We start from the raw sequence: 22817 nt of genomic DNA on the forward strand, positions 1-22817 counted from the left end.
CCGAGCGGACCTCGATAACGACGGAAAAGGGGCACCCGGTGCGTTCCAACGAAGAATTCGTCGCGATCATCGGAATCGGCTGCAGGCTTCCCGGCGCGCGCGGACCGGAGGAGTTCTGGCGGCTGCTCCGCGACGGCCGCGACGCCATCGGCGAGGTGCCCGCCGACCGCTGGGACGCCGGCGCCTACTACGACCCGACGCCCGCCACGCCGGGCCGGATCAACAACCGGCTGGGCGGCTTCATCGACGGCGTGGACGAGTTCGACGCCGAGTTTTTCCGGCACTCGCCGCGCGAGGCCGCGCGTACCGACCCGCAGCAGCGCGTCCTGCTGGAGGTCGCATGGGAGGCGCTCGAAGACGCGGGGCTGCCCGCGCACCTGCTGGCCGGCTCGCGTACGGGCGTCTTCGCGGGCGTGCACTTCAGCGACTACGAGTGCATGGAGTCGGCCGACTCCCACGACAACGACCTCTACTCGATGCGCGGCACCGCCCGCAGCGTCATCGCCGGCCGCCTGTCGCACGCGCTGGCCCTCCAGGGCCCCAGCATGGTCATCGACGCCGCCTGCTGCTCCTCCCTGGTGGCGCTGCACCTCGCCTGCCAGAGCATCCGGCGCGGCGAGGCCGACCTGGCGCTGGCCGCCGGCGCGAACGTGCTGCTCGACCCCGGCATCAGCGTGTCGTTCTCGCGGGGCAACATGCTGGCGCCCGACGGGCGCTGCAAGGCGTTCGACGCCTCGGCCAACGGGTTCGTGCGCAGCGACGGGTTCGGCGTGGTCGTGCTCAAGCCGCTGTCGGCGGCCCTGGCCGACCGCGACCGCGTCTACGCCGTGGTACGCGGCGGCGCGGTCAACAACGACGGCCAGACCGGCGCCTCCGCCGGCACGCCCAGCCGGTCGGGGCAGGAGCAGGTGCTGCGCGCCGCGTACGCCGACGCCGGCCTGACCCCCGACCGGGTGCACTACGTGGAGGCGCACGGCACCGGCACGGCCGTCGGCGACCCGGTCGAGCTGTCCGCCATCGCGGCGGTCTTCGCGGCGGGCCGCCCGGCGGACCGGCCGGTCAAGGTCGGCTCGGTCAAGACCAACATCGGGCACACCGAGGGCACCGCGGGCATCGCCGGCGTCATCAAGGCCGCGCTCAGCCTGCACCACAGGACGCTGCCGCCGTCGCTGCACTGCGCCGAGCCCACGCCCGCCTTCGCCTGGGACCGGCACGCCGTCCGGGTGCAGCGGGAGCTGGAGCCGTGGCCGGCGGACGCGCCCACCGCGGTCGGGGTCAGCTCGTTCGGCATCACCGGCACGAACGCCCACGTCGTCCTGGAGGCCGCCCCCACCCCCGAACCCGCCGCCGAACCCGCCGCCGAACCCGCCGCCCGCGCCGCCGCTTCCGCTACGGGGTCCGCCGCGGTCGCGTCCGAGCCGGCGGTCGCCTCGCGCGGGCTGCTGCTCGCCCTGTCCACGCGGTCCAAGCAGGCGCTGGCCGACGCGGCGGGCGCGTACGAGGAGCTGCTGGCCAGGCCGGACGGCCCCGCCGCGCTGGACGTGTGCCGGGCGGCGGCCACCCGCCGCAGCCACGAGCCGCACCGGCTGGTCGTGCACGCCGGGTCGGCCGCCGAGATGCGCGAGGCGCTGACCGCGTTCAAGGAAGGCCGGGCCAAGGCGGGCACGGTCACCGGCCGGGTGCCCGCGCGGCCTGGCAAGGTGGCGTTCGTCTTCCCCGGGCAGGGCTCGGAGTGGCCCGGCATGGGCGCGGAGCTGCTCGCGTCCGAGCCGGTCTTCCGCGGCGCGATCGAGCGGTGCGACGCGGCCGTGCGCCGGTGGAGCGGCTGGTCGGTGCTGGAGCTGCTGTCCGGCCCGCCGGAGCGGATGACGGCGCTGCCGATCGACGTGGTGCAGCCGGTGCTGTTCTCCGTGCAGGTGGCGCTGGCCGCGCTCTGGCGGTCGTGGGGCATCGTGCCCGACACCGTGATCGGGCACAGCATGGGCGAGCTGGCGGCGGCCTGCGCGGCCGGCCGGCTCTCCCTGGACGACGGCGCCCGTGTCATCTGCGCCCGCAGCCGGCTGATGGCGACCACGGCGGGCCGGGGCGGCATGGCCGTGGTGGGCCTGGCCCACGAGGAGGCCCGCGCGCTGGTGGGGCCGTACGCGGGGCAGGTCTCGGTGGCGGCGCTCAACGGCCCGTCCACCACGGTCGTCTCCGGTGACCGGGCCGCGATCGACAAGATCGTGGGCGAGCTGGAGGGCGGCGAGGTCTTCTGCCGTCGCATCGACATCGACGTCGCCGCCCACAGCCCCCACATGGACGCCCTGCGCGACCTGTTGCGCACGGAGATCGCCGGCGTCGGCGGCGAGGCCGCCGCGGATGGGCCGGCGTTCCACTCGACCGCCGACCCTGAGGCGGAGCGGCTGGACGCCGCCTACTGGGTGCGGAACCTGCGCGAGCCGGTGCGGTTCTGGCCGGCCGTCGAGCGGCTGGTGGCCGAGGGGCACGACACGTTCGTGGAGATCAGTCCGCACCCGGTGGTGCTCGGCGCGATCGGCCGCGGCATCGAGGCCGACCTGCTCCTGTTGCCGTCGATGCGGCGCGACGAGGGTGTGGAGGTGGCGCTCGGCTCGCTCGCCCACCTGTACGTGGCGGGCCACGAGCCCGACTGGCCCGCCCTCTTCCCCGGCCGGGGCGCGCACGTGGACCTGCCGCGCTATCCGTGGCAGCACACCAGCTTCCCGTGGAAGGACTCGGCCAAGGCCGGGCGTCCCCGGCACGGCACGGCGGGCCACCCGCTCCTCGGCGCCCGGATGCAGCTCGCCGCGCATCCCGGCACCGAGTTCTGGGAGTCGTGGCAGGACGTCCGCACCACGCCGTACCTGGCCGAGCACCGCGTGGACGACATGGCCGTCTTCCCCGCGGCCGGCTACGCGGAGATGGCCCTCGCGGCATCGGGCGGCGAGCCGGTGGAGCTGGCCGGCCTGATCTTCGCCGCCGCCCTGACCCTGCCCGACCAGCGCACCACCCAGGTCCAGCTGGCGCTGGCCGGCACGGGGGAGCAGCGCGCCTTCCAGATCTACAGCGACCAGGGCGACGGCGCCTGGACCCTGCACGCGAAGGGCCGCCTCCGCCCAGCCCCGGCCACAGCCCCGGCCACAGAACCGGCCACAGAACCGGCCCCAGCCCCGGCCACAGAACCGGGCACGGAAGCGGCCACGGGGGCGATCGCGCAGGCGCCGGCGGTGCCCGAGGGCTGTGCGGTCATCGGCGCGGACGACTTCTACCGGGAGTGCGCCGCGCGCGGCCTGCGCTACGGGCCGCGGTTCCAGCGGATCCAGCGCGTGCACCGTACGGGTGACGAGGCGTGGGCGGAGCTGTCCGGCTTCGACACGGTGACCGCCCCCGGCGACCCGCACGTGGTGCACCCGGCGATCCTCGACGCCTGCCTGCAGACCGTCCTCGCCACGCTGCCGGACGGCACGGACACGTACCTGCCGGTCAGCCTCACACGGCTGCGCCTGCACGGCGCGCCCGCCGACGGCTGCCTCGCCCACGCGAGCCTCAGCGCCGACGGCCGCGCCGACCTCAAGGTGTGGAACCCGGACGGCACGCTCGTCCTGGAGGTGGACGGCCTGGCGATGCGCCGCCTGGGCGGCACGGACGAGGCCACGGAGAAGATGACCGAGGCCCGCTACGAGATCGCCTGGCAGCCGCTGCCCGCCCCGCCCCGCAAGGAGACCACCCGCCGCCTCCTGCTCCTCGACGCCCCCGGCGGCACGCTGCACGAGACGCTGACCGCCCGCGGCCACACCTGCGTCAGGGTCCACCCCGGCCAGACGTACGAGCGCGTAGCCCCCGACCATTACGTCATCGACCCGGCCGCCCCCGCCGACTTCGCCCGCCTGCTCACCGACACCGCCGCCGACTTCGACCTGGACGGCGTCATCCACGCCTGGGCCCTGCTCCCCGGCGACACGGGCCGGACGGGGGAGCGGGACCGCGCCCCGTCCACGGGAGCGGCCACCGCCCAGGACGCGGCGACGTCGGACGCGGACGTGCTGGCCGGGGCGCTCGCCCTGGCCTGCGGCGGTGCGCTGCACCTGGTGCAGGCCCTGGCCGGCACATCGACCCGGCTGTGGATCGTCACCACGGGAGCCGTCGCGGTCAGGCAGGGCGAGCTGCCCGACATCGTGCCGGCGTCCCTGTGGGGATTCGGCAGGACCGTCGCCCACGAGCACCCCGAGCTGCGCTGCACCCTCGTGGACCTCGAACAGGGCAGCCCCGGCGCGCTCGCCGACGAGCTGGCGGCCGAGGACGAGGACCAGGTGGCCTGGCGGCACGGCGAGCGGTACGCGGCCAGGATGCGCCGCCTGCCCTACCCCGTACAGGAGGACGACGAGACCGTGCGCGGCGCCGAGCTGCTGCGCGGCGGCGGCAGGTTCCGGCTGGAGATGCCCGCGCCGGGCCCGCTCGACCGGCTCCGCCTCACCCCCGCGGAGGCGGAGCCGGCCGCGCCCGGCGAGGTCGAGGTCGAGGTGGCGGTGGCGGCGCTGAACTTCAAGGACGTGCTGCGGGCGATGGGCGTGCTGCCCGCCGCCACGACGGCCGCCCTGCCGCTCGGCATCGAGTGCGCGGGCCGCGTCACCGCACTCGGCCAGGGCGTCGAAGGGCTGTCGGTGGGGCAGCGGGTGGTCGCCATCACCGACTCCTCGCGCGGCTGCGTGGCCTCCCACGTGCACGCCGACGCCCGCGTGGTCGTGCCGCTGCCCGACGCGCTGAGCTTCGAGGACGCCGTGACGGCGCCGATCGTCTTCCTGACCGCGTACTTCGGGCTGGAACGGCTGGCCGGCATGGGCGCGGGCGACAGGGTGCTGATCCACTCGGCCAGTGGCGGCGTGGGCCTCGCGGCCGTGCAGCTCGCCCGCGCGGCGGGCGCCGAGGTGTTCGCCACCGCCGGGAGCGAGGAGAAGCGCGCCTACCTGCGCGACGAGCTGGGCATCGAGCACGTCATGGACTCCCGTTCCGTGGACTTCGCCGCGCAGGTGCGGGAGCTGACCGGCGGCGAGGGTGTGGACATCGTGCTGAACTCGCTGTCCGGCGACGCCATCGAGGCGGGCCTGGCGGCGCTGCGCCCCGGCGGCCGGTTCGTCGAGCTGGGCAAGCGCGACATCGAGGAGAACACCCAGCTCGGGCTCGCCCACTTCGGCAGGGGCCTGTCGTTCTGCTCGCTCGACGTCGAGGCGCTGTTCCTGCACCGGCCCGAGCAGGTCGGCGCGGCGCTGTGGGAGCTCATGGGCCGCCTCGCGGACGGCCGGCTGAGCCCGCTGCCCAGGGAGGTGCACCCCGTACGGACGGCCGGCGCCGCCTTCCGCCGCCTCGCCAGGGCCAGGCACGTCGGCAAGGTGCTGGTGTCCATGGAGCCGGAGCCGTCGGGTGATCTGCCGGTCCGCGCGGACGGCAGCTACCTGGTCACCGGCGGCCTGGGCGCGCTCGGCCTCGGCACCGCGCGGGCCCTGGCCCGCGAGGGCGCGGGACACCTGATCCTGCTCGGCAGGCGCGCGCCGAGCCCGGAGACGGCCGCCGAGCTGGACGCGCTGCGCGCGGCCGGCACCGCCGTCACCGTGATACGCGCCGACGTCGCCAGGCACGCCGACCTGGCCCGCGCCGTCACCTCGGCCCTGGCGGGCGCGCCCCCGCTGCGCGGCGTCGTGCACGCGGCCGGCGTGCTGGCCGACCGCACGCTGGCCCAGCTCACCTGGGAGGACTTCACGACCGTGCTCGGCCCGAAGGCGCTCGGCTCCTGGAACCTGCACCGGCTCGCGGCCGGCGCGCCGCTCGACTTCTTCGTGCTGTTCTCCTCCGTCGCGGCCCTGCTCGGCAACCCGGGCCAGGCCAACTACGCGGCGGGCAACACCGCCATGGACGCGCTCGCCCACCACCGGCGCGCCCACGGCATGCCCGCCACCACGATCAACTGGGGCCCCTGGTCGGACATCGGGCTCGCGGCCCGCCCCGACCGCGGCGGCCGGCTGGAGGACCGCGGCCTGCCGAGCTGCACCCCCGACGAGGGCTTCGACGCGCTCATGCGGGAGCTGGCGGCGGGCGGGCCCGCGCAGGTGGCGATCACCCGGTTCGAGCCGGGCCGCTGGGCGGAGCTGCTGCCCTCGGCCGGGCGCGGCTCGCTGCTGCGCGACCTGCTGGCCGTCCCCGACGACTCCGGCGCGGACCGGGCCGGCCACGACGGCAAGGGGCTCAAGGACGAGCTGCTCGCCGCCGCGCCGGACCGCCGCGCCGGCCTGCTCGTCGAGCACGTCACCCGGCAGATCGCCAAGATCACCAGGACGGATCCCGCGCTGCTGGATCCGGAGGCGTCGGCCACGTCGCTGGGCGTGGACTCGCTCATGGCGATGGAGCTGCGCCAGGCCATCGAGTCCAGCACGGGCGTGGTCGTCTCGACGGCCCGGCTGCTCGGCGGCGCGACCATCGTGGAGATCGCGAGGTACGTCGAGTCCGGCCTCACCGAGGCGCACGCTCCCGCCCAGGCCGCCGCGTCCGGTCGTGCCGAGGCGCACGCCCCGGCCCAGGCCGCCCAGCCGGTGGCCGTGCCGGAGCTGCGCCCCGAGCAGGTCGACGAGCTGTCGGACGGCGACCTCGACGCCGTGCTCGGTCAGTTGCTGGCCGGTGGGGAGAGCACCGCGTGACGGGCATCGCCGACCTGCTCGACCGGCTCGCGCCGGAGGAGAAACGCGCGCTCGTACGCGACCTGCTGCTGCGCCGTGCGAAGGGCGACGAGCTGTTCCCGCTCTCGCACGGCCAGCAGGCCATGTGGTTCTTGCACCACGTCGATCCCGGCAATCCCGCCTACAACGTCCCGTCCGCGTGGCGGGTGCTGACCCGGCTGGACCGGGCGGCCTTCGACGGCGCGCTCGCCGACCTGGCCGCCCGGCACCCGATGCTGCGGACGACGTACGTGGCGCTGGAGGGCATCCCGTTCCAGCGCGTGCACCCGCCGGCCGGGCAGGTGCGGCTGGAGTCGTACGACGCCCGCGACCTCGACGAGGACGCCTTCGCCGCGCTGCTCACCCGCGAGGCGATGCGCCCGTTCGACCTCGCGGAGGGCCCGGTGCTGCGCTGGCACCTGTACGACCGCGGCGACGGCGGGCAGGTCCTGCTGCTCAACGGCCACCACATCGCCCTGGACGCCTGGTCGGCCTTCCAGTGCCTGGACGAGCTGGGTGTGCTCTACACCGCCAGGCTGCGGGGCGAGCCGCCGGACCTGCCGGAGGTGGGCGCCCGCTACACCGACTACGTCCGCCGGCAGGCGGCCCTGCTGAGCGGGCCCGAGGGCGCGCGGCTGGCCGGGTACTGGCGTAAGAGGCTCGCCGGGCCGCTGCCCGACCTGGGGCTGCGTACGGACCGGCCGCGTCCCCGCGTCCGCCGCCGGCGCGGCGACCGGTGCCCGGTGTCGTTCGACGCCGAGCTGTCGGCCGCGCTGCGCCGCCTGGCCGACGCCGAGGCGGCGACGCTGTTCGTGGTGCTGCTGGCCGGCTTCTACACCCTGCTCTACCGGCACACCGGGCAGGCCGACCTGCGGGTGGCGACTCCGACCGCGCACCGGGAGCAGGCCGCCTTCAGCGAGGTCGTCGGCTATTTCGCGGACTCGGTGGTGCTGCGCGCCGACCTCGCGGGGCCGCCGTCGTTCCGCCTGCTCGTGCGGCGCGTACGCGACGGCGTGCTCGACGCGCTCGACCACCAGGACCTGCCGTTCGCGGTGCTGGTGGACCTGCTCAACCCCGAGCGCGACCCGAGCCGCCCGCCGCTGTGCGAGGTCAGCTTCGGCATGCAGAAGTCGCACCGCGTCCGGTTCCGGCAGGCGCGCGGGCCGGAAGGGGTGTCGCTGTTCGGGCTGCGCTCGGCGGACGCGCTCGTGCTCGACCTGGGCGGCCTCGTGCTGGCGCCGCACCCGCTGTCGCACCCGACCTCCCGCTACGACCTCGACCTGCAACTGCACGAGACGGACGGGACGATCGCGGGCGCGCTGACGTACGACACCGATCTGTTCGACCGGGCGACCGTCGAACGCCTGGTGAGCAACCTGCGGGTGCTGCTGGCCGCGGCCGTCGCCGACCCCGACGCGCCGCTGTCCCGGCTGCCCATGCTGACCGAGGAGGAGCAGCGGCTCATGCTCGGGTGGGGCGCCGGCTGAGCGGGCCCTGGCGCGCGGAAGGGGGGCCTAGACCTACCCCCGGCGTAGGCCGATGCCCCCGAATTCGGGTGGCGGTTTCACCACCGTCGCCCTCCTGACTTCACGTGTCAGAAAGCCGCGGGCCATCGCCGGAGATGAGTCAACGTCATATTCTCCGATGGCCTGCGGTTTCACCGCCCCTGCCGGAACATAATTCCGGTATATTTCAAGAATGCCGGTCACGCTTATCCGATGAGTCGTCGCTCCGTGTGATGACGGCCTTTTTTCGTGATTTTCAGTTGTCAAGTAAAAGGTTGTCCGCGATTACAGCTTTCTTTATCAGAAGATGGCAATCTTGGAGTGTTCGAGCATTCGGGTAAACAAGGGGGTGCCACATGGAGTTCCGGCTCCTGGGGCCGGTCGAGGCCTGGAGTGGCAGGCGTGCCGTTCCGCTGGACGGGGCCAAGTTACGCACCGTGCTGGCTGCGTTGCTGTTCGCCGAGGGCAGGCCGCTTTCTGATCAGAGAATGAGCTACCTGCTGTGGGGTGAACAGCCGCCCACGACACCGGGCGCGCAGATCTGCACGTACGTGTCGCGGCTCCGGCACCGGCTGCGGAAAGGCAGCCTGGAAATCTCTCGCGAAGGAAGTGGTTATCAGCTGGTCACCGGACAATGGGAAGTGGACCACCGCAAATTCCAGGCCCTGGCCGACCAGGGCGCCCGCCAGCTCGGCGCCGGAGAATTCATCCAGGCGGAGAGCACGCTCAGGAGGGCGCTCGCGCTGTGGCGCGGCCCCGCCCTCTGCGACGTGACCGGGCAGCTGTCGGCCGCGGAGCTCCCCGGCCTGGAGGAGAGCCGCAGGACGGTGCTGGAGCGGCACATCGACGCCAGGCTGGCCCTGGGCATGCACGTGGAGCTCGTACCCGAGCTGACCGGCCTCGTGAGCGAGGACGCGCTCAGGGAGGGGCTCAGGACCCAGCTCATGATCGCGCTCTACCGCTGCGGCCGGCCGGCCGACGCGCTCCAGGTCTACCAGCAGGGACGGGAGATCCTCGCCGAGCACCTGGGCATCGCGCCGGGGGAGGAGCTGCAGCGCGTGCACCAGGCGATCCTGACCGGAGACTCCGGGCTCGACCACCCGGACGTGCTCAACCTGCGAGGCGCCGCCTGACGGGGGCGGAGCCGCTGGAAGATATAGCTGAGGTATGGCCGCGCCGCCTAGGTTCCCCCTGACCAAGCCACACGGGGGGACGGGAGACGGACGGTGCGGACGGGGATGTGGCTCATAGGAGCACGGGGGTCGGTGGGCACGACGGCGACGCTGGGAGCCGCCGCCATGCGCGCGGGTCTGGTGGCGCCCACGGGGTGCGTCACCGCGCGGCCCGACTTCGCCTCCGTGCCCCTCACGGAATTCGGCGACCTGGTGTTCGGCGGGCACGAGCTGGTGGACACTCCGCTGCTCAAGCGCGCCGAACAGCTGGTCGACGCCCGCGTGGTGCCCGCGGGGCTGCCCGCGCTCGTCGAGCGCGACCTGCGGGCGGCGGAGGAGGAGATCCGGCCCAGCCCGCTCGCCACCGCGCCCGACCAGCGCACCGCCGTCGAGGAGGCGGCCGCCCACCTGGCCGGATTCCGCACCAGGAACGGACTGGACACCGTCGTCGTGGTCAACGTCTCCTCGACCGAGGCGCCGCTGCCGTACGAGCTGCCGCAGCACGCCACCCTCGACGCGCTGCGCCACGCGCTCGCCACGGACACCGCGGAGCTGCCGCCCAGCTCGCTGTACGCCATGGCGGCGTTCACGGCCGGCTGCCCCTACGTCGACTTCACGCCCTCCACGGGAGCCAGGCTGCCCGCCCTGGCCGAGCTCGCCGAGGAGCGGCGGGTGCCGTACGCGGGCCACGACGGCAAGACCGGCGAGACCCTGGTGAAGTCGGTGCTCGCGCCGATGTTCGCCAGGCGGGCGCTGCGCCCGCTGTCCTGGTCGGGCACCAACCTGCTCGGCGGCGGCGACGGCGCCACCCTGGCCGAGCCCGACCGCGCCGACAGCAAGATCCGCTCCAAGCGCCGCATGCTCGCCGAGACCCTCGGCGAGGACGTCCACGACGCCGTGCACATTCACCACGTGCCCGACCTCGGCGACTGGAAGACCGCCTGGGACCACGTCACGTTCGAGGGCTTCCTGGGCGTGCGGATGACCCTGCAGTTCACCTGGCAGGGCTGCGACTCCGCGCTGGCCGCCCCGCTGGTGCTCGACCTCGCCCGCCTCGCCGCCGCCGCCCACCGCGCCGGCCTGCGCGGGCCGCTCCCGGAGCTGGCGTTCTTCTTCAAGGACCCGCTGGGGACGCGCGAGCACGGCCTGGAACGCCAGTACGACACCCTGGTGACCTGGGCTCAGTCCATGAGCAGCGCCGCCAGCTGATCGGCCAGATCGAGGAGCGGCGCCAGGTCGTCCACCTCGCCCGCCCTGGACACCCTGAAGCCGTGCCTGCGCCCGTGGAAGGCGCCCTGCACCGCGTGGAACTGGGCCCACCGGCGCACCCGCTCGCGATCCAGCTCGGCCGTCTCGGCGAAGACGTCCAGCGTACGCAGCAGCGCCTTGCCCAGGTCGCCCGCCTCAAGCAGCTTCAGCACCAGCGACTTGACCAGCGGCCCCACGTCATAGGCGGGGTCACCGGCGTAGCCCTTGGGATCGACGGCCAGCCACGGCTCCCGCTCGGCCCGCAGGATGTTGCCGGGATGCAGGTCACCGTGGATGAGGATGCCGGGCTGCGCCGCCCCCACCTCGCGGACGGTGGCCACGGCGGCGTCCACCACGTACGCCGGCATGGTGTGCGGCAGCTCGGCCGCGTCCCTGCGCAGCTCCTCCTCCCAGGCGCCGGCCCGGTCGTGCAGGCGCGGCAGGTGGTCCGGCGCGGGGACGGCGAGGCGGCGGCTCAGCAGGCCCGCCACCGTCACCATCTCCTCCACGTCCCCGGCCGTCGCCAGGGTCCGGGTGTCGGCACGTTCGAGCAGCATGGCGTAGCGGTCGTCGGCCCGCTCGTACAGCATGACCGCGCCCCGCCCGCCCCACGCCGCGAACGCGTCCGGCTCGTGCACGTTGCCCGGATGCGGGAACGACACTTTGATCACCGCGGGCCCGCCGCCGGGGCGCCGCACGGGCACGATCACACCGACCCCGCCGTGCAGCACCTCACCGTCCGGCACACACCCCCACCGCTTCGTCAGCTCGGTCACGATCGCCGGCAGCTCGGCGATCCACGCCGCCCCAGCCTCACCCTCACGCGCGACGGTGCCCTGCGCCAACCCCTCCGGAATGCGGATCATCCGGGCACACTATCGCGTGTAGTTCTGCCCCAAGGGCTTTCCTGGCACCGGCTTGGCGATGAGCGCGACCGGGATGAAGAAGCACATCTGGGCGATCGCCATGGTCAGCGTCCACAGCGCCTTCTCGTCGTAGTGGACGGCCGCCCTGGCGAACAGCTCGTCGGGGACGCGCTCCCCGTACGGGTTCGGGGTCAGCACGGCCTCCACCAGCTCCAGCGCGACCCGTTCCGCGTCCGTGAAACGGGGGGCGTCCCGCCACGACGCCACCGCCGTGATCCGCTCCTCCGTCTCCCCGGCCGCCCGCAGCTCGCCGGTCTGCCGCACCGTGTGGTACGTGTTGCCGACCAGCTGCCCGGCGCGCAGCTGCACCAGGTGCACGGTGGTCTGGGGAATCGTCCCGTTCATGACGGCCTTCGCCATCGCGCCGGCGATCTCGCCCACCTCGGGGATGAACCGGGCGGGATCGGGCAGTCGCGACTCGGACATCACAGCATTCCTCTCCTCGGATGTTCGTACGGGACTCCGACGACGCAGCCGGGCGAAATGTGAGCCTCACATCTCCGCCCCCTACGTCGTCATCCTTGGTGAAGACCCGCGGCACACGAGGGGACCGGCCACGACATGACCACGCCCGACCCGAGCCTGATCGGCGAACGACGCCAGCTCATCAGCCTCGCCTACCGCCTGCTCGGCTCCCTGGCCGACGCCGAGGACGTCGTCCAGGAGACCTACGCCCGCTGGTACGCCATGCCGGACGAGGAACGGCAGGCCATCGAGGTGCCGGCCGCGTGGCTCACCAAGGTCGCCGGCCGCATCTGCCTCGACCTGCTCGGCTCGGCCAGGGCCAGGCGCGAGCGCTACGTGGGGGAGTGGATCCCGGAGCCGCTGCCCGAACGTACGGACTGGATCACCGCCGACCCCGCCGACCCAGCTGATCGCGTCACCCTCGACGAGTCGCTCAGCATGGCCTTCCTCGTCGTGGTCGAGTCGATGACCCCGGCGGAGCGCGTGGCGTTCATCCTGCACGACGTCTTCCGCTACCCCTTCGCCGAGGTGGCCGAGATCGTCGGCCGCACGCCCGCCGCCTGCCGCCAGCTCGCCTCCTCCGCCCGCCGCCGCATCACCGCCGCCCAGCCACCCGAGACCACGAACGCGCAGCGCGCCGGCGTCGTCAGGACCTTCAAGCGGGCCTGGGAGTCCCAGGACATCGCCGCCCTCATCGGCCTCCTCGACCCCGCCGCCACGCTCACCGCCGACGGCGGCGGCCTGGTGCCCGCCGCCCTCGAACCGATCCGCGGCGCCGCCGCGATCGCCCGCTACGCGCTGGAGATCACGGAGATGATCCCCGCGCTCTCGCTCACGGAACGGATGGTCAACGGCCGGCCCGGGCTGGTGGCCGAGCAGGAGGGGCGGACGGCGGCGGTGATGGCGTTCGAGGTGGCGGGGGACCGCATCACGAACATCTGGGCCGTACGCAACCCCCACAAACTCCGCGCCTGGTCAGCGTCGTAGGCCGTCGAAGAAGATCGTCGTGATGCGTACGGCCTCGTCCTTCCACCCCGCGGTGGCCCGCATCCCGCAGACCCCGCCGAGCGCGCGCAACACCGTACGCCCGCCGACCCCCTCACGCAGCGTCCCCGCCGCCACCCCCGCCTCAAGCAGCCGATCGAGAGCCTGCGCCATCTGCGTACGAGCGTCCTCGAAGACCGGCGAATCGGTCGCCATGATGCTCTCCAGCGCCACGGCCATGCCCTTGCTCACCGCCGCGTGCTCCACGAGCAGCAGCAGGAACCGCCGCAGGGCCTCCTCGGGGGCGTACCGGCCGAGGTGCTCATCGGCCGCGCCGCACAACGTGGCGACCTCGTCGCGATAGACCTCCTCCACCAGGGCCTCGCGGGTCTCGAAGTGGCGGTAGAGCGTACCGACCGCCACGCCGGCCCGCCGCGCGATCTCCTCGACCTGGATCTCGGCCTCCCCACCGAGGAACGCCTCGCGCGCCGCGGCCAGGAGCGCCTCGCGGTTGCGCCGCGCATCCGCGCGCATCGGACGTGAGGACGTCACCAGCACCTCCCTAAGGTGAATCGGACTCCGCTTGCTGTAGTGTTACCGGAGTCCGATTCACATTAGCCGAGGAGCAACCCCCATGACCGTCGACGAGGGCCTGAACGGCCTGCGCGTCCTGATCACCGGCGGCAGCCGCGGCCTGGGCGCCGCCACCGCCCGCCGCTTCGCCGCCGCCGGCGCGACCGTGCTCACCGCCTCCCGCGGCGAACCCCCCGAGGACCTGCCCGCCACCTTCATCCGCGCAGACCTCGCCACGGAGCAGGGCGTGACCGCCCTCGCCCAGCAGGTCATCGACACCGTGGGCGGCGTGGACGTCCTGGTGAACAACGCCGGCGCCACCACCCCGCTGACACCCACGTTGGAGCGCCCCGACGAGTACTGGCGCAGAGACCTGGACATCAACCTGCTGAGCGCCGTCCGCCTCGACCGCGCCCTCGTCCCGGGCATGGCAGAACGCGGCTCAGGCGTCGTGGTGCACGTCTCCTCCATCGCCAGCCGCACGCCGCAGAACGGCGACATCTCGTACGCGGCCGCGAAGGCCGCACTGAACGCCTACAGCCGCGGCCTCGCCGCCGAGGTGGGCCGGAGCGGCGTACGGGTGGTGTGCGTCCTCCCCGGCTTCATCGCCACAGAAGGCGCCATCGCGCACCACCAGGAGATCGCCGACACACAAGGCATCACCCTGAAGCAGGTACAGCAACAGACAGCCGACCACCTCAACATCCCCATGGGCCACTTCGGCCACCCCGAGGACGCCGCCGAACTGATCGCCTTCCTCGCTTCCCGCCGCGCGAAATGGCTGACGGGCGCCCAGTTCCGCGTCGACGGCGGCATCATCCCGGTGGTGTGACCATGCTCTTCACCCTGGCCTCGATCATCATCGACACGGCGGACCTGGAGGGGGAGAGCACGTTCTGGCACCACCTGCTGGGCGGCACCCTCACCCGCACCCCCACCCACCACTTCCTCCAGGCGGAGGGCTTCCCGGTCATAGTGCTCCAGCTGGCCCCCGACCACGCACCACCGACCTGGCCGACCCCGGCGATCCCCCAGCAACTGCACCTGGACCTGAGGACAGACGACCTGACCACAGCCACCCGGCAAGCCCTGAACGCCGGTGCCCACCACGTGACGTCCAACGTCTACACCAGCCCCTCCGGCCACCCCTTCTGCCTACGCGAGGGCTGACAAGGAAGACGGCCGGCCCCTGCACAGCTCAGAGGAAGACCAGCGACCCAGGCGATCGCCGGGGGACCGCCGGGGGATCGCCGGGGGATCGGGGGACCAGTCACCTTGCTCAGAACGTCCTAGCCGCCCCACCCGCCAAATCCCGCACCACCTCAATCAGCTCAGCCGGATCAAACGGCTTGGTCAGGTAGGCATCCACCCCGATCCCCCGACCCCGCGCCTTGTCATCATCCTGAGCCCGAGCCGTGATGAGCACCACCTTGATATGCCGGGTGGCGTCATCCGTCCGCAGCCGCTGCGCCGTCGTCCACCCGTCCAGGAACGGCATCATCACATCGAGCGTGATGACATCGGGCATGACATCCAGCACCCGATCAAGGCAGTCCTGCCCGTCGGTGGCGGTCACCACCTCGAACCCCTCCAGGTCGAGGTTGACCGCGATCAGCTGCCTGATGACCTCGTCATCGTCTACGACCAGTACTTTCCCAAGAGCCTCACCCACGGCCGCCAAGCTAACCCGTAGCTGGGCGGTCACGGGTGGTTTTCGCGGGATGCGTTCATGGAGTGTTATCTGGTGCGTAGTGGTCCCCGGGTACTGGTAGCCTTGTCACCTGTTGAGCCCCCTTAGCTCAGGGGATAGAGCACCGGCCTCCGGAGCCGGGTGCGCAGGTTCGAATCCTGCAGGGGGCACTCACGATCTCCAGTAAGGACCTGCGGAAACGCAGGTCCTTCTGCGTTCTTGGGTGTGGTGGAGGCTCGTCACCGGCATTGGAGAGTACTTTCCGGACGGGGATTCCCACGCTCACCGTCCAGCAGAGGCCGTCGATGCGCGCCACGCTACCCTTAACGCCCCGGGCTGTCCGTATTCTGCGGCACCTGGTCTACGCCGGAGGCACGACCGGGGCCGAGCCGTACCGGATCACTCGCTCCGAGATCACCGTCCACGCCCATGTCCTGGACTTGGACCAGGAGCACGACGAACTGCAGCGCGCCGAGCACGGAGTCGACACCCGTGGCCTTATCGGGAGCGGCGGCGGGAGGCGCAGTTCACGCAGGTCTTGATGGCCGGGAGGACCTTCAAGCGCTCGATGGGGATGCGTCGCCCGCACCTCGCGCAGATCCCGTAGGTGCCATCGCGTAGCCGCTCGGAAGCGAGGTCCAGTTCGGCGAGGTGTGTCAGGGCCTGATCGAGAAGGGCCTGAACGTGGGCCCGCTCGAACGCTGTGGATGTGCCTTCGGGGTCATGCTCGTCGTCGGAGGCCGTCAGCGCCGACGATGTGACGATCTCGTCCCGGTCGCGGCTCAGCAGGGCGATGCGGTCCGTGGTGCTGCGGCGGTCGGCGTCGAGTAGTTCTCGTATGGTCGCCTGCTCGGAGGGGGAGAGCGCGGCGTCCCGATGATGTTCGGTCATCACGGCTCCTCACCTTCTCCATCAGATTAGTCGCCGCCCTCCCCAGCCGCCCTCCCCAGCCGCTCGCCGCAGAGCTCGGCCGCCGGGTCACGGCCAGCGCACGTCCGGGGTGCGTTCCAGGAACTGCGCGTACCGCTCGAACGCCCGCTCGACCTCCGCCCGGTCGCTGCTGTGGAGTGGTGTGAGCGGCTGCACGGTGATCCGTACCTGGCTCTTCGTGAGAGTGCGTTTCCAGATGGCCACGACCCGGCCGGCGCGTACCACGGTGGACTGGAAGATCCCGTTGTTGCCGGGGATGATGGCCGCTTTGTGCTCGTCGGCGACCATGAGTGAGCGGTCTTTGTAGCCCAGCAGGTATTCGTCGAATCCGGGCAGCACGAGCAGCTCGTCGTCGCCGGCCGGGGGAGGGGTGGCGTCGAGGAGCGTGGCGTCGAGGTAGGTCTCCACGCCGTGGACGGTAACCCTGGCCAGCGCGTCGCCGGCCACGGCGATGCCGCGTTTGGCGTCGGCCGCGGTCAGGCCGGTCCAGCCCGCGAAGTCTTGCCTTGTGGTCGGTCCACGGCCGCGGAAGTAACGCAGCGCGATGGTGCCCAGCGCCTCGTCGCGCTCCGGCCGGTGCGGGTCGGGAACCCACTCGTCGAGCAGCACGAAGCTCTGCTCGTTGCCGATGTTGGGGGCGATGCACAGCAGGCCGCGCTGGCTGGCGTACCACAGCAGGTGGTAGCCGCGCTGGCCGCCGGTGTCGATGCCCTTGTCAGCCAGCACGGCCAGGCACTCCGACCGGCTCAGCCGCCCGCCGCCGGCCAGGGCCTCGCCCAGCACCTCCATGGCCTGAACGGCGGCCTCCTCCGAGAGGCCCAGTTGCTCGCGCCGCCTCGCCGCACCGTTCAGCACCCGGACGCCCATCAGTTCGACCATCCAGCGGGCGTCGCGGGACGGGACGAAATGGATGGTGCCGCGCATCGGCCACGTGCGCAGCGCCTCACGCCGCTCCAGCGCGTCGGTGACGTCGGCGGCGGTGAGTCCGGGCAGGCGCACGCCGAACGACCACAGACCGCTGGCCAGGTCTTGCGCCTGCATCGCCCCGAGCCAGGTCACCACCTCGGCCACGCTCGTCGCCCGCCTGGCATCGCCGGACGACGCTCGGAGCAGCAGGCTGGACATCCGCAGGCCGAGCACCTGTTGGGGGGAGAGTTCCACCGGTCAACCGTATCTTTCGCCACCGACAATCCCGCCGATGTAGTCGCCTGCCGTCCCGCCCGGGAGTGCGGGCGGATCTTATGAGCGGGCGGCCTGAACCCCTGGGTGTACGTCAGGCCACCCCGGGGCCCCGCCGACCCGGCTCGACGTCAGGTCGGCGGGGCGGTTCATCGGGCCTGTCCGGCGAACAGGCGGCGCCACCACTCGTGCGCCTCCCCACGGCGCCACGACTCAGCCGTCCAGGACACGGGCGGCACGCCCAGGCGGGGAAGGGTCCGGCGGTGGATCTGGTAGACGCCGGCGCAGGAGACCAGCTCGTAGGCGGTCATCTGGCAGGAGCAGGTGTACGCGACGACCCGGCCGGGCCCGAGGCCCTGCCCGATCCACCGCAGCGCCGTACATCCGGAGCGCGGCACGGCCGGATGCGGCGAAGTTCCCGGGCAGTCCTCGTCCATGGGGACATCAGGCGGAGCGAGAACGACGGCGGGCGCAGTCACCGCGTCGTCCGTACGATCCGGCACTTCCGCTCGGCGATGCCCTCCTGCTCCGCGATGACCTGGCACAACCCCACCAGGTCGTCGGCGTCGACCGTGCGGTGCGCGCCCGCGTCCTCGACGGCTCGGGGAAACGGACGCTCGCGGGTCGCCCAGAACCGCCCGGCGTCGCTGCGCATGATCCGCCACCCGGCGAACACCGGACTTGCGGCGGCTACAGCCCTATCGTGTGTCATGGGTCAGGACCACCATCCTGATCAAGGGGTCCGTACGGCGGTGCAAGCGCCTACGGACCCCGGATTCGATCGCGTCACCTCCGATTACAACAGTGAGTAATCCTTCGATCGCAGGTGCGATCGGGGGACGCTAAGGGTGGTCAGAGCGTCCCCGGGTCTGACGGCGAGGTGCTCACGATGGTGACCGGACTTCCGGCATGGGCCGTACGACTGTGCCGGCGTGATGCCAGGTCACTTACTACCGGCCTCCGCCAAGGACTTCCCTCTCATTGTTCGCCAAGAGTAATCAATCAGACACTTGTTGTGTGCAAATCTATGGTGCTTCCGGTACGGTGATGCCATCTTTACCTACTAGGTAAATCTCGCAGGTGGGAGGCGCGGGTAGGTTGGAGGTGTACTACGAGGATGCGAAGTTCAGGAAGAGGTGTGAGTCCGACAAGGAGCGGCGCCGACACTTCGGTCATGACCGGGCCAACGCCTTGGCGAGGCGCATTCAGCACTTTCAGCAGGCCGAGACGCTCGATGAAGTGCGTCATCTCGGCGGCCGTTGTGAGGAGCTGGCAGGAGACCGTAAGGGCCAGCTATCTGTCCGGATCGACGCCAACTACCGGCTCATTTTCGAACCTGAGGAGTGGATCGCAAACGATCAGGGCTCGCTCGATTGGACGGCCATCACTTCGGTCGTGCTCATCGAGATCGTGGACTACCACTGACGCCGGCACCAGCGGGCTGAACGACAAGCGGTACAACACCGTGGGGAGGGAGAGCAATGGCCAGGGCCAAGACCACGCGCACGCTGTACGCGGCTGGAGATCTCGACTACGCGGTGCCGCCGGGGGAGACCCTGCGGGAGCTTCTCGAAGAGAAGGGGATGACTCAGCGTGAGCTGGCCGAGCGGGTCGGTTTGTCTCCGAAGCATGTCAATCAGTTGATCCACGGACTCGTACGCCTTACCCCCGAGGTGGCGGAATCGCTGGAACGAGTAGTCGGGACGCCGGCGAAGCTTTGGAACCGGCTTGAGGCGGACTACCAGTCCACACGGGCACGGCTGCGCTACGCCAGAGATCTGGAGCGACACGCCGGATGGCTCAAGGAACTTCCGGTGTCCGAGCTGGTCAAGCGCAAGATCCTCCCTGAAGAGCCGAGCGACAAGATTTCGCGTATCGATCAGCTTCTCGCATTCTTCTCCGTCGCCTCGGTCGATGTGTGGCGAGACCTGTACGAGCAACCGGCGGCGTACGCGTTCAGAAAGTCGAAGGTCCAGGACTCGAAGCTCGGCCCCTTGGCCACGTGGCTGCGCCTCGGCGAGATCGAGGCGCAGGAGATGCTATGCGGCTCGTTCGACGCGACCGCTCTTCGGGCCTCGCTCCCTGAGCTGCGGGCCCTTACCGTGCTGCCCGCTCAGGAGTTCCGGCCGCGGCTGCAGAAGATCTGCTCTGCTAGCGGGGTCGCTGTCGTCTTCATCGAGGAAGTCAAGGGTGCGCGCGTGAGCGGTGTCACGCGCAAGGTCGGAACCAAGCGCGTAATCCAGCTCAGCCAGCGCTACCGCACCGATGATCAGCTCTGGTTCAGCTTCTTCCACGAGATCCACCATGTTCTGAACGGTGACGACGAGATGCGTATCGAGATCGCGGGGAAAACCGACATCGAAGACCCTAAAGAGCTGGAAGCGGACCGGTTCTCAGCGGACACCCTCATACCGCCTCAGTACGCTTTCCGACTGGCCGGGCTGACTTCGAAAGCGGCGGTGCGAGCCTTCGCCGAGGAGATCGGTATCGCTCCGGGGATAGTCATTGGACGCCTGCAACGAGAACACCCCCGGCGGTGGCCCTACAGGAACGGGAACGACCTCAAGCGCAAGCTGGATCTGCTCGAAACTGAGTAACAGCCGGCACGAGCCGGGACTGGCTGACCGCGCCTCTCCGTTCCCGGTAGCACGACCATGACGCCCCCCACGTCTGACAGCGAGGTGCTCACGATGGTCACCGAACTCCCCGCATGGGCCGTACGGCTGCGCGCCGAACGCCGCAGCCGATTCTGGAGCCAGAAGGACATGGCCCGACGCCTGGTCGAGGCCGCCGACGACGACGTACGAGCCCGGCTCCCTTCCCGGGAGAGCATCGTGCGCCGGATCAAAGCGTACGAAGCCGGACACAACCAGCCCGACGACCCCTACCGCCTCCTGTACGCCCGCGCCTTCGACCTCACCGAGGACGAGCTGTTCGAGCACAGCCCTGGAAACCTTGGGTGTGACGGTGACGACGAGTGGGACGCTCTGGAACTTGCTCGTCGCGCCGCAGCAACCGAGGTCGGGCAGGAGACACTCGAACGGCTGGAGCTGGCGGTCGATGACCTGGCCGTGGCCTACGCCGGAACGCCGCCCCGTGAGTTGCTGACTCGGGTGCGCCGTCACCTCTACTACGTGTCCCAGCTGCTGGACTCCAAGAAGACGCTCACCGAGCATCGGCGGCTCCTGGTGGCCGGCGGCTGGCTCTCGCTTCTGGCCGCGACCTGTCTCATCGACCTGCGCTGGTTTCCGGCCGCCGCCGCGCGGCTTCGGACAGCTGCCCAACTCGCCAAGGAAACAGAGCATCGTGAGATCGCCGCCTGGTGTCTGGAGACGGAGGCGTGGCAGGTCCTCACCGAAGGCGACTTCGGGCGGGCCCTCACCCTTGCCCAGGCAGCGCAACGAGTCGCGCCCGGCGGAAGCTCGGCGTACATCCAGGCGACCGCGCAGGAGGGCCGGGCCTGGGCACGCCTCGGCGAGGCCCGGGAGACGCACGAGACGCTGAACCGGGTGATGCGGCTCGTCGCGCCTCTGCATGTCCCCGACCGGCCCGAACATCACTACCGCTACGATCCCGCCAAGTCCGACGCCTACATCGCGACCACCTTGTGCTGGCTCGGTGATCCATCGGCCGAGCCGTACTCCCGAGGAGTGCTCGCCCGATTGGAGTCGACGACCGACGGCCCGCCCCGGCCACGCAGGGCCGTGGCCGCGCGGCTCGACCTGGCTCTCGCGCTCCTGGCCGCCGACCAACCCGACGAGGCGGGACACCTGACTCTCACCGCGATGACCAGCGGACTCCTCGTTCCCTCCAACTACTGGCGGGCAGCCGAGGTGATAAGAGGCATGGAAACAATGCGGGCACCAGAGACCGCCGAGTTGCGCGAGGCGTACCGCGAGCTCTGCGCGCCTGCCGTCCAGCCTTCATGACGAAGTCGCAGATCATCCTGCCCTATGACACCTATGACCTGCGCTACTTCTCCTCGCCGAGGGCATCAAGGTTCATCCCGTCGTGCACTTGGACGCCTGCAACGGACGCACCCCGAAGCCCGGATCCGCTCGAAACTGAGTAACAGCCGGCACGAGCCGGGACTGGCTGACCGCGCCTCTCCGGTCCCGGCAGCGCGACCACGACGCCCCCACGTCTGACAGCGAGGTGCTCACGATGGTCACCGAACTCCCCGCATGGGCCGTACGGCTGCGCGCCGAGCGCCGCAACCGGTTCTGGAGCCAAAAAGAGATGGCCCGCCGTCTCGTCGCCGCCGCTGACGAGGAGACGCGCAAGTGTCTCCCCGCTCGGGAGACGATCGTCCGCCGAATCAAGGCGTACGAAGCCGGACACAACCAGCCGCGTGATCCCTACCGCCTGCTGTATACCCGGGCATTCGGGACCAGCGAAGGCGAATTGTTCGACATCCCGCATGCTCCGTGCCGCCCGACCCTTGACGATGTCCCCGCCAAGTTGCCTGGCAGCGATGCCCTCACCCCGCTCCCCACCCGCACTGGGCGGCGCATCGGAATGAGCACCATCGCTGATCTGTCCGCGAGAGTCCATCGTCTGCGCCTGGCTGACGATGTGCTGGCCGGCGGCGATCTCCTGCAGCCCGCGTTCCGCGAACTCGACGCCGTCACACGGCTCTACCGCGAGGCCACCTGCACTGAGCGCACAAGCCGCGCCCTGCTCGCGGTGATCGGGGAACTCGCGCAGATCACCGGATGGATCGCCAGTGACGCCGGGCGACACGAACAAGCAGCCAACGTCTATCTTCTCGGTATCCGCGCCGCCCGCGAGGCCGGGGACGAGACCTTGGAATCGAATCTCCTCGGCTCCCTGGCCTACCAAACCGCCAGTCTCGGCGACCCTCAAGAGGGGGTGACGCTCGCCCGCGCGGCACTCGACGCGGCCGGGCCACACGCGCCGGCGCGAGCACGCGCCCTCGCCTGGGACCGCCTCGCCTGGGCATATGTCCAAGTCGAGGAATCCGAGCCTGCCATGCGAGCGCTGGAAGAGGCCAGGGCCGCCCTCGAACAGCGCAGCGGCGAGGACGAGCCCCCGTACTTGTACTGGGTGGACGCGAGCGAGCTGCGGATCATGGAGGCCCGTGCCTACACCGAACTGCGTCGGCCGCTTCGCGCGGTGCCGCTGCTCACCGACGTACTGGACCGTTACGACGCCACTCACGCCCGCGAGCTCGCCCTGTACCTCTCTTGGCTCGTCGTCGCGCTCGCGGACGCCAACGAGCCGGAGGAAGCGGCTCGCGCCGCCTGGCGGATGTTCGACCTTTCGAAGGACGTGGCCAGCGACAGAACAGCGCGTCGTCATCGTGTCGTCCTCGACCGGCTCACGCCGTACCGGGACGTGCCACAGGTACGGGAAGTGATGAACCGCGCTCGATGAGGAGTTCGATGGCTAGGTGAAGGAGGGACCTCGAACTGCTTGGC

Annotated in this window: 19 protein-coding genes and 1 tRNA gene; 12 read left to right on the plus strand and 8 right to left on the minus strand. The window is 71.3% G+C overall.

The genetic code is table 11. The annotated features are described in order from the left end of the window. Positions 1-38 precede the first annotated feature (38 nt). The 4 genes from AB0K12_RS03595 to AB0K12_RS03610 all read left to right on the plus strand — a co-directional run bounded on the left by AB0K12_RS03595 (position 39) and on the right by AB0K12_RS03610 (position 10590). Positions 39-6686, plus strand: coding sequence for a type I polyketide synthase (locus AB0K12_RS03595; protein ID WP_364555270.1), 6648 nt, complete (start codon positions 39-41; stop codon positions 6684-6686). Continuing rightward, complete coding sequence (locus tag AB0K12_RS03600) at positions 6683-8191, plus strand: condensation domain-containing protein (RefSeq protein WP_364555271.1); 1509 nt, start codon at positions 6683-6685, stop codon at positions 8189-8191. Before AB0K12_RS03595 ends, AB0K12_RS03600 begins: the two co-directional genes overlap by 4 nt. Before the next feature lie 374 nt (positions 8192-8565). Beyond that, on the plus strand, positions 8566-9342 hold the full coding sequence (locus AB0K12_RS03605; protein WP_364555272.1) for a BTAD domain-containing putative transcriptional regulator: 777 nt from the start codon (positions 8566-8568) through the stop codon (positions 9340-9342). A gap of 105 nt (positions 9343-9447) precedes the next feature. Continuing rightward, a complete protein-coding gene (locus AB0K12_RS03610; RefSeq protein ID WP_364555744.1) occupies positions 9448-10590 on the plus strand; it encodes an inositol-3-phosphate synthase in 1143 nt (380 codons plus the stop codon). Here the strand turns inward: AB0K12_RS03610 and AB0K12_RS03615 are convergent. Both AB0K12_RS03615 and AB0K12_RS03620 read right to left on the minus strand, forming a co-directional pair. Beyond that, a complete protein-coding gene (locus tag AB0K12_RS03615; RefSeq protein ID WP_364555273.1) occupies positions 10563-11495 on the minus strand; it encodes an aminoglycoside phosphotransferase family protein in 933 nt (310 codons plus the stop codon). The genes AB0K12_RS03610 and AB0K12_RS03615 overlap by 28 nt on opposite strands. A 9-nt stretch (positions 11496-11504) precedes the next feature. Then, a complete protein-coding gene (locus AB0K12_RS03620; RefSeq protein WP_364555274.1) occupies positions 11505-11981 on the minus strand; it encodes a carboxymuconolactone decarboxylase family protein in 477 nt (158 codons plus the stop codon). Positions 11982-12116: 135 nt separating this feature from the next. Between AB0K12_RS03620 and sigJ the strand changes: the two genes are divergently transcribed. Beyond that, the gene (sigJ, locus tag AB0K12_RS03625) at positions 12117-13007 is read left to right on the plus strand and encodes an RNA polymerase sigma factor SigJ (RefSeq protein WP_364555275.1); all 891 of its coding nucleotides are present in this window, start codon (positions 12117-12119) and stop codon (positions 13005-13007) included. Here the strand turns inward: sigJ and AB0K12_RS03630 are convergent. Beyond that, positions 12996-13556 carry a helix-turn-helix domain-containing protein gene (locus AB0K12_RS03630; protein WP_364555276.1) on the minus strand — a complete coding sequence of 187 codons (561 nt, stop codon included), beginning with the start codon at positions 13554-13556 and terminating at the stop codon, positions 12996-12998. The two genes, sigJ and AB0K12_RS03630, sit on opposite strands and share 12 nt — an antisense overlap. A gap of 82 nt (positions 13557-13638) precedes the next feature. Between AB0K12_RS03630 and AB0K12_RS03635 the strand changes: the two genes are divergently transcribed. After that, positions 13639-14409 (plus strand): oxidoreductase, encoded by a 771-nt coding sequence (locus AB0K12_RS03635; protein WP_364555277.1) that lies wholly within the window; start codon positions 13639-13641, stop codon positions 14407-14409. Positions 14410-14411: 2 nt separating this feature from the next. After that, positions 14412-14747 (plus strand): VOC family protein, encoded by a 336-nt coding sequence (locus AB0K12_RS03640; RefSeq protein WP_364555278.1) that lies wholly within the window; start codon positions 14412-14414, stop codon positions 14745-14747. 109 nt (positions 14748-14856) lie between these two features. Here AB0K12_RS03640 and AB0K12_RS03645 read toward each other — a convergent pair whose 3' ends face one another. After that, complete coding sequence (locus AB0K12_RS03645) at positions 14857-15249, minus strand: response regulator (RefSeq protein ID WP_364555279.1); 393 nt, start codon at positions 15247-15249, stop codon at positions 14857-14859. A gap of 116 nt (positions 15250-15365) precedes the next feature. Between AB0K12_RS03645 and AB0K12_RS03650 the strand changes: the two genes are divergently transcribed. Further along, positions 15366-15437, plus strand: a tRNA-Arg gene (locus AB0K12_RS03650). A 328-nt stretch (positions 15438-15765) separates the two neighbouring features. Here the strand turns inward: AB0K12_RS03650 and AB0K12_RS03655 are convergent. From AB0K12_RS03655 to AB0K12_RS03670, 4 genes are all read right to left on the minus strand, one after another. Then, positions 15766-16158, minus strand: coding sequence for a TraR/DksA C4-type zinc finger protein (locus tag AB0K12_RS03655; protein WP_364555280.1), 393 nt, complete (start codon positions 16156-16158; stop codon positions 15766-15768). An 87-nt stretch (positions 16159-16245) separates the two neighbouring features. Beyond that, the gene (locus AB0K12_RS03660; RefSeq protein ID WP_364555281.1) at positions 16246-17358 is read right to left on the minus strand and encodes a winged helix DNA-binding domain-containing protein; all 1113 of its coding nucleotides are present in this window, start codon (positions 17356-17358) and stop codon (positions 16246-16248) included. Between the two features lie 167 nt (positions 17359-17525). Next, the gene (locus AB0K12_RS03665) at positions 17526-17813 is read right to left on the minus strand and encodes a hypothetical protein (RefSeq protein ID WP_364555282.1); all 288 of its coding nucleotides are present in this window, start codon (positions 17811-17813) and stop codon (positions 17526-17528) included. Positions 17814-17851: 38 nt separating this feature from the next. Next, positions 17852-18031, minus strand: coding sequence for a hypothetical protein (locus tag AB0K12_RS03670; protein ID WP_364555283.1), 180 nt, complete (start codon positions 18029-18031; stop codon positions 17852-17854). Between the two features lie 449 nt (positions 18032-18480). Here AB0K12_RS03670 and AB0K12_RS03675 point away from each other — a divergent pair, with 449 nt between their 5' ends. From AB0K12_RS03675 to AB0K12_RS03690, 4 genes are all read left to right on the plus strand, one after another. Beyond that, the gene (locus tag AB0K12_RS03675) at positions 18481-18801 is read left to right on the plus strand and encodes a type II toxin-antitoxin system RelE/ParE family toxin (RefSeq protein WP_364555745.1); all 321 of its coding nucleotides are present in this window, start codon (positions 18481-18483) and stop codon (positions 18799-18801) included. A gap of 56 nt (positions 18802-18857) precedes the next feature. Beyond that, a complete protein-coding gene (locus tag AB0K12_RS03680) occupies positions 18858-19973 on the plus strand; it encodes a helix-turn-helix domain-containing protein (RefSeq protein ID WP_364555284.1) in 1116 nt (371 codons plus the stop codon). Positions 19974-20066: 93 nt separating this feature from the next. Next, positions 20067-21305 carry a helix-turn-helix transcriptional regulator gene (locus AB0K12_RS03685; protein WP_364555285.1) on the plus strand — a complete coding sequence of 413 codons (1239 nt, stop codon included), beginning with the start codon at positions 20067-20069 and terminating at the stop codon, positions 21303-21305. A 235-nt stretch (positions 21306-21540) separates the two neighbouring features. Further along, positions 21541-22773 (plus strand): transcriptional regulator, encoded by a 1233-nt coding sequence (locus tag AB0K12_RS03690; RefSeq protein WP_364555286.1) that lies wholly within the window; start codon positions 21541-21543, stop codon positions 22771-22773. Positions 22774-22817 lie beyond the last annotated feature (44 nt).

The sequence above is a fragment of the Nonomuraea sp. NPDC049419 genome, assembly GCF_040676995.1.
Taxonomy (GTDB): Bacteria; Actinomycetota; Actinomycetes; order Streptosporangiales; family Streptosporangiaceae; genus Nonomuraea; species Nonomuraea salmonea.

Bases quoted from the DNA above. Each gene is read 5' to 3' on its own strand.
- AB0K12_RS03605 (WP_364555272.1), top strand. From the start codon at position 8,566: ATGGAGTTCCGGCTCCTGGGGCCGGTCGAGGCCTGGAGTGGCAGGCGT.
- AB0K12_RS03610 (WP_364555744.1), top strand. From the start codon at position 9,448: ATGTGGCTCATAGGAGCACGGGGGTCGGTGGGCACGACGGCGACGCTG.
- AB0K12_RS03615 (WP_364555273.1), bottom strand. From the start codon at position 11,495: ATGATCCGCATTCCGGAGGGGTTGGCGCAGGGCACCGTCGCGCGTGAG.
- AB0K12_RS03620 (WP_364555274.1), bottom strand. From the start codon at position 11,981: ATGTCCGAGTCGCGACTGCCCGATCCCGCCCGGTTCATCCCCGAGGTG.
- sigJ (WP_364555275.1), top strand. From the start codon at position 12,117: ATGACCACGCCCGACCCGAGCCTGATCGGCGAACGACGCCAGCTCATC.
- AB0K12_RS03635 (WP_364555277.1), top strand. From the start codon at position 13,639: ATGACCGTCGACGAGGGCCTGAACGGCCTGCGCGTCCTGATCACCGGC.
- AB0K12_RS03640 (WP_364555278.1), top strand. From the start codon at position 14,412: ATGCTCTTCACCCTGGCCTCGATCATCATCGACACGGCGGACCTGGAG.
- AB0K12_RS03655 (WP_364555280.1), bottom strand. From the start codon at position 16,158: ATGACCGAACATCATCGGGACGCCGCGCTCTCCCCCTCCGAGCAGGCG.
- AB0K12_RS03665 (WP_364555282.1), bottom strand. From the start codon at position 17,813: ATGGACGAGGACTGCCCGGGAACTTCGCCGCATCCGGCCGTGCCGCGC.
- AB0K12_RS03670 (WP_364555283.1), bottom strand. From the start codon at position 18,031: ATGCGCAGCGACGCCGGGCGGTTCTGGGCGACCCGCGAGCGTCCGTTT.
- AB0K12_RS03680 (WP_364555284.1), top strand. From the start codon at position 18,858: ATGGCCAGGGCCAAGACCACGCGCACGCTGTACGCGGCTGGAGATCTC.
- AB0K12_RS03685 (WP_364555285.1), top strand. From the start codon at position 20,067: ATGGTCACCGAACTCCCCGCATGGGCCGTACGGCTGCGCGCCGAACGC.
- AB0K12_RS03690 (WP_364555286.1), top strand. From the start codon at position 21,541: ATGGTCACCGAACTCCCCGCATGGGCCGTACGGCTGCGCGCCGAGCGC.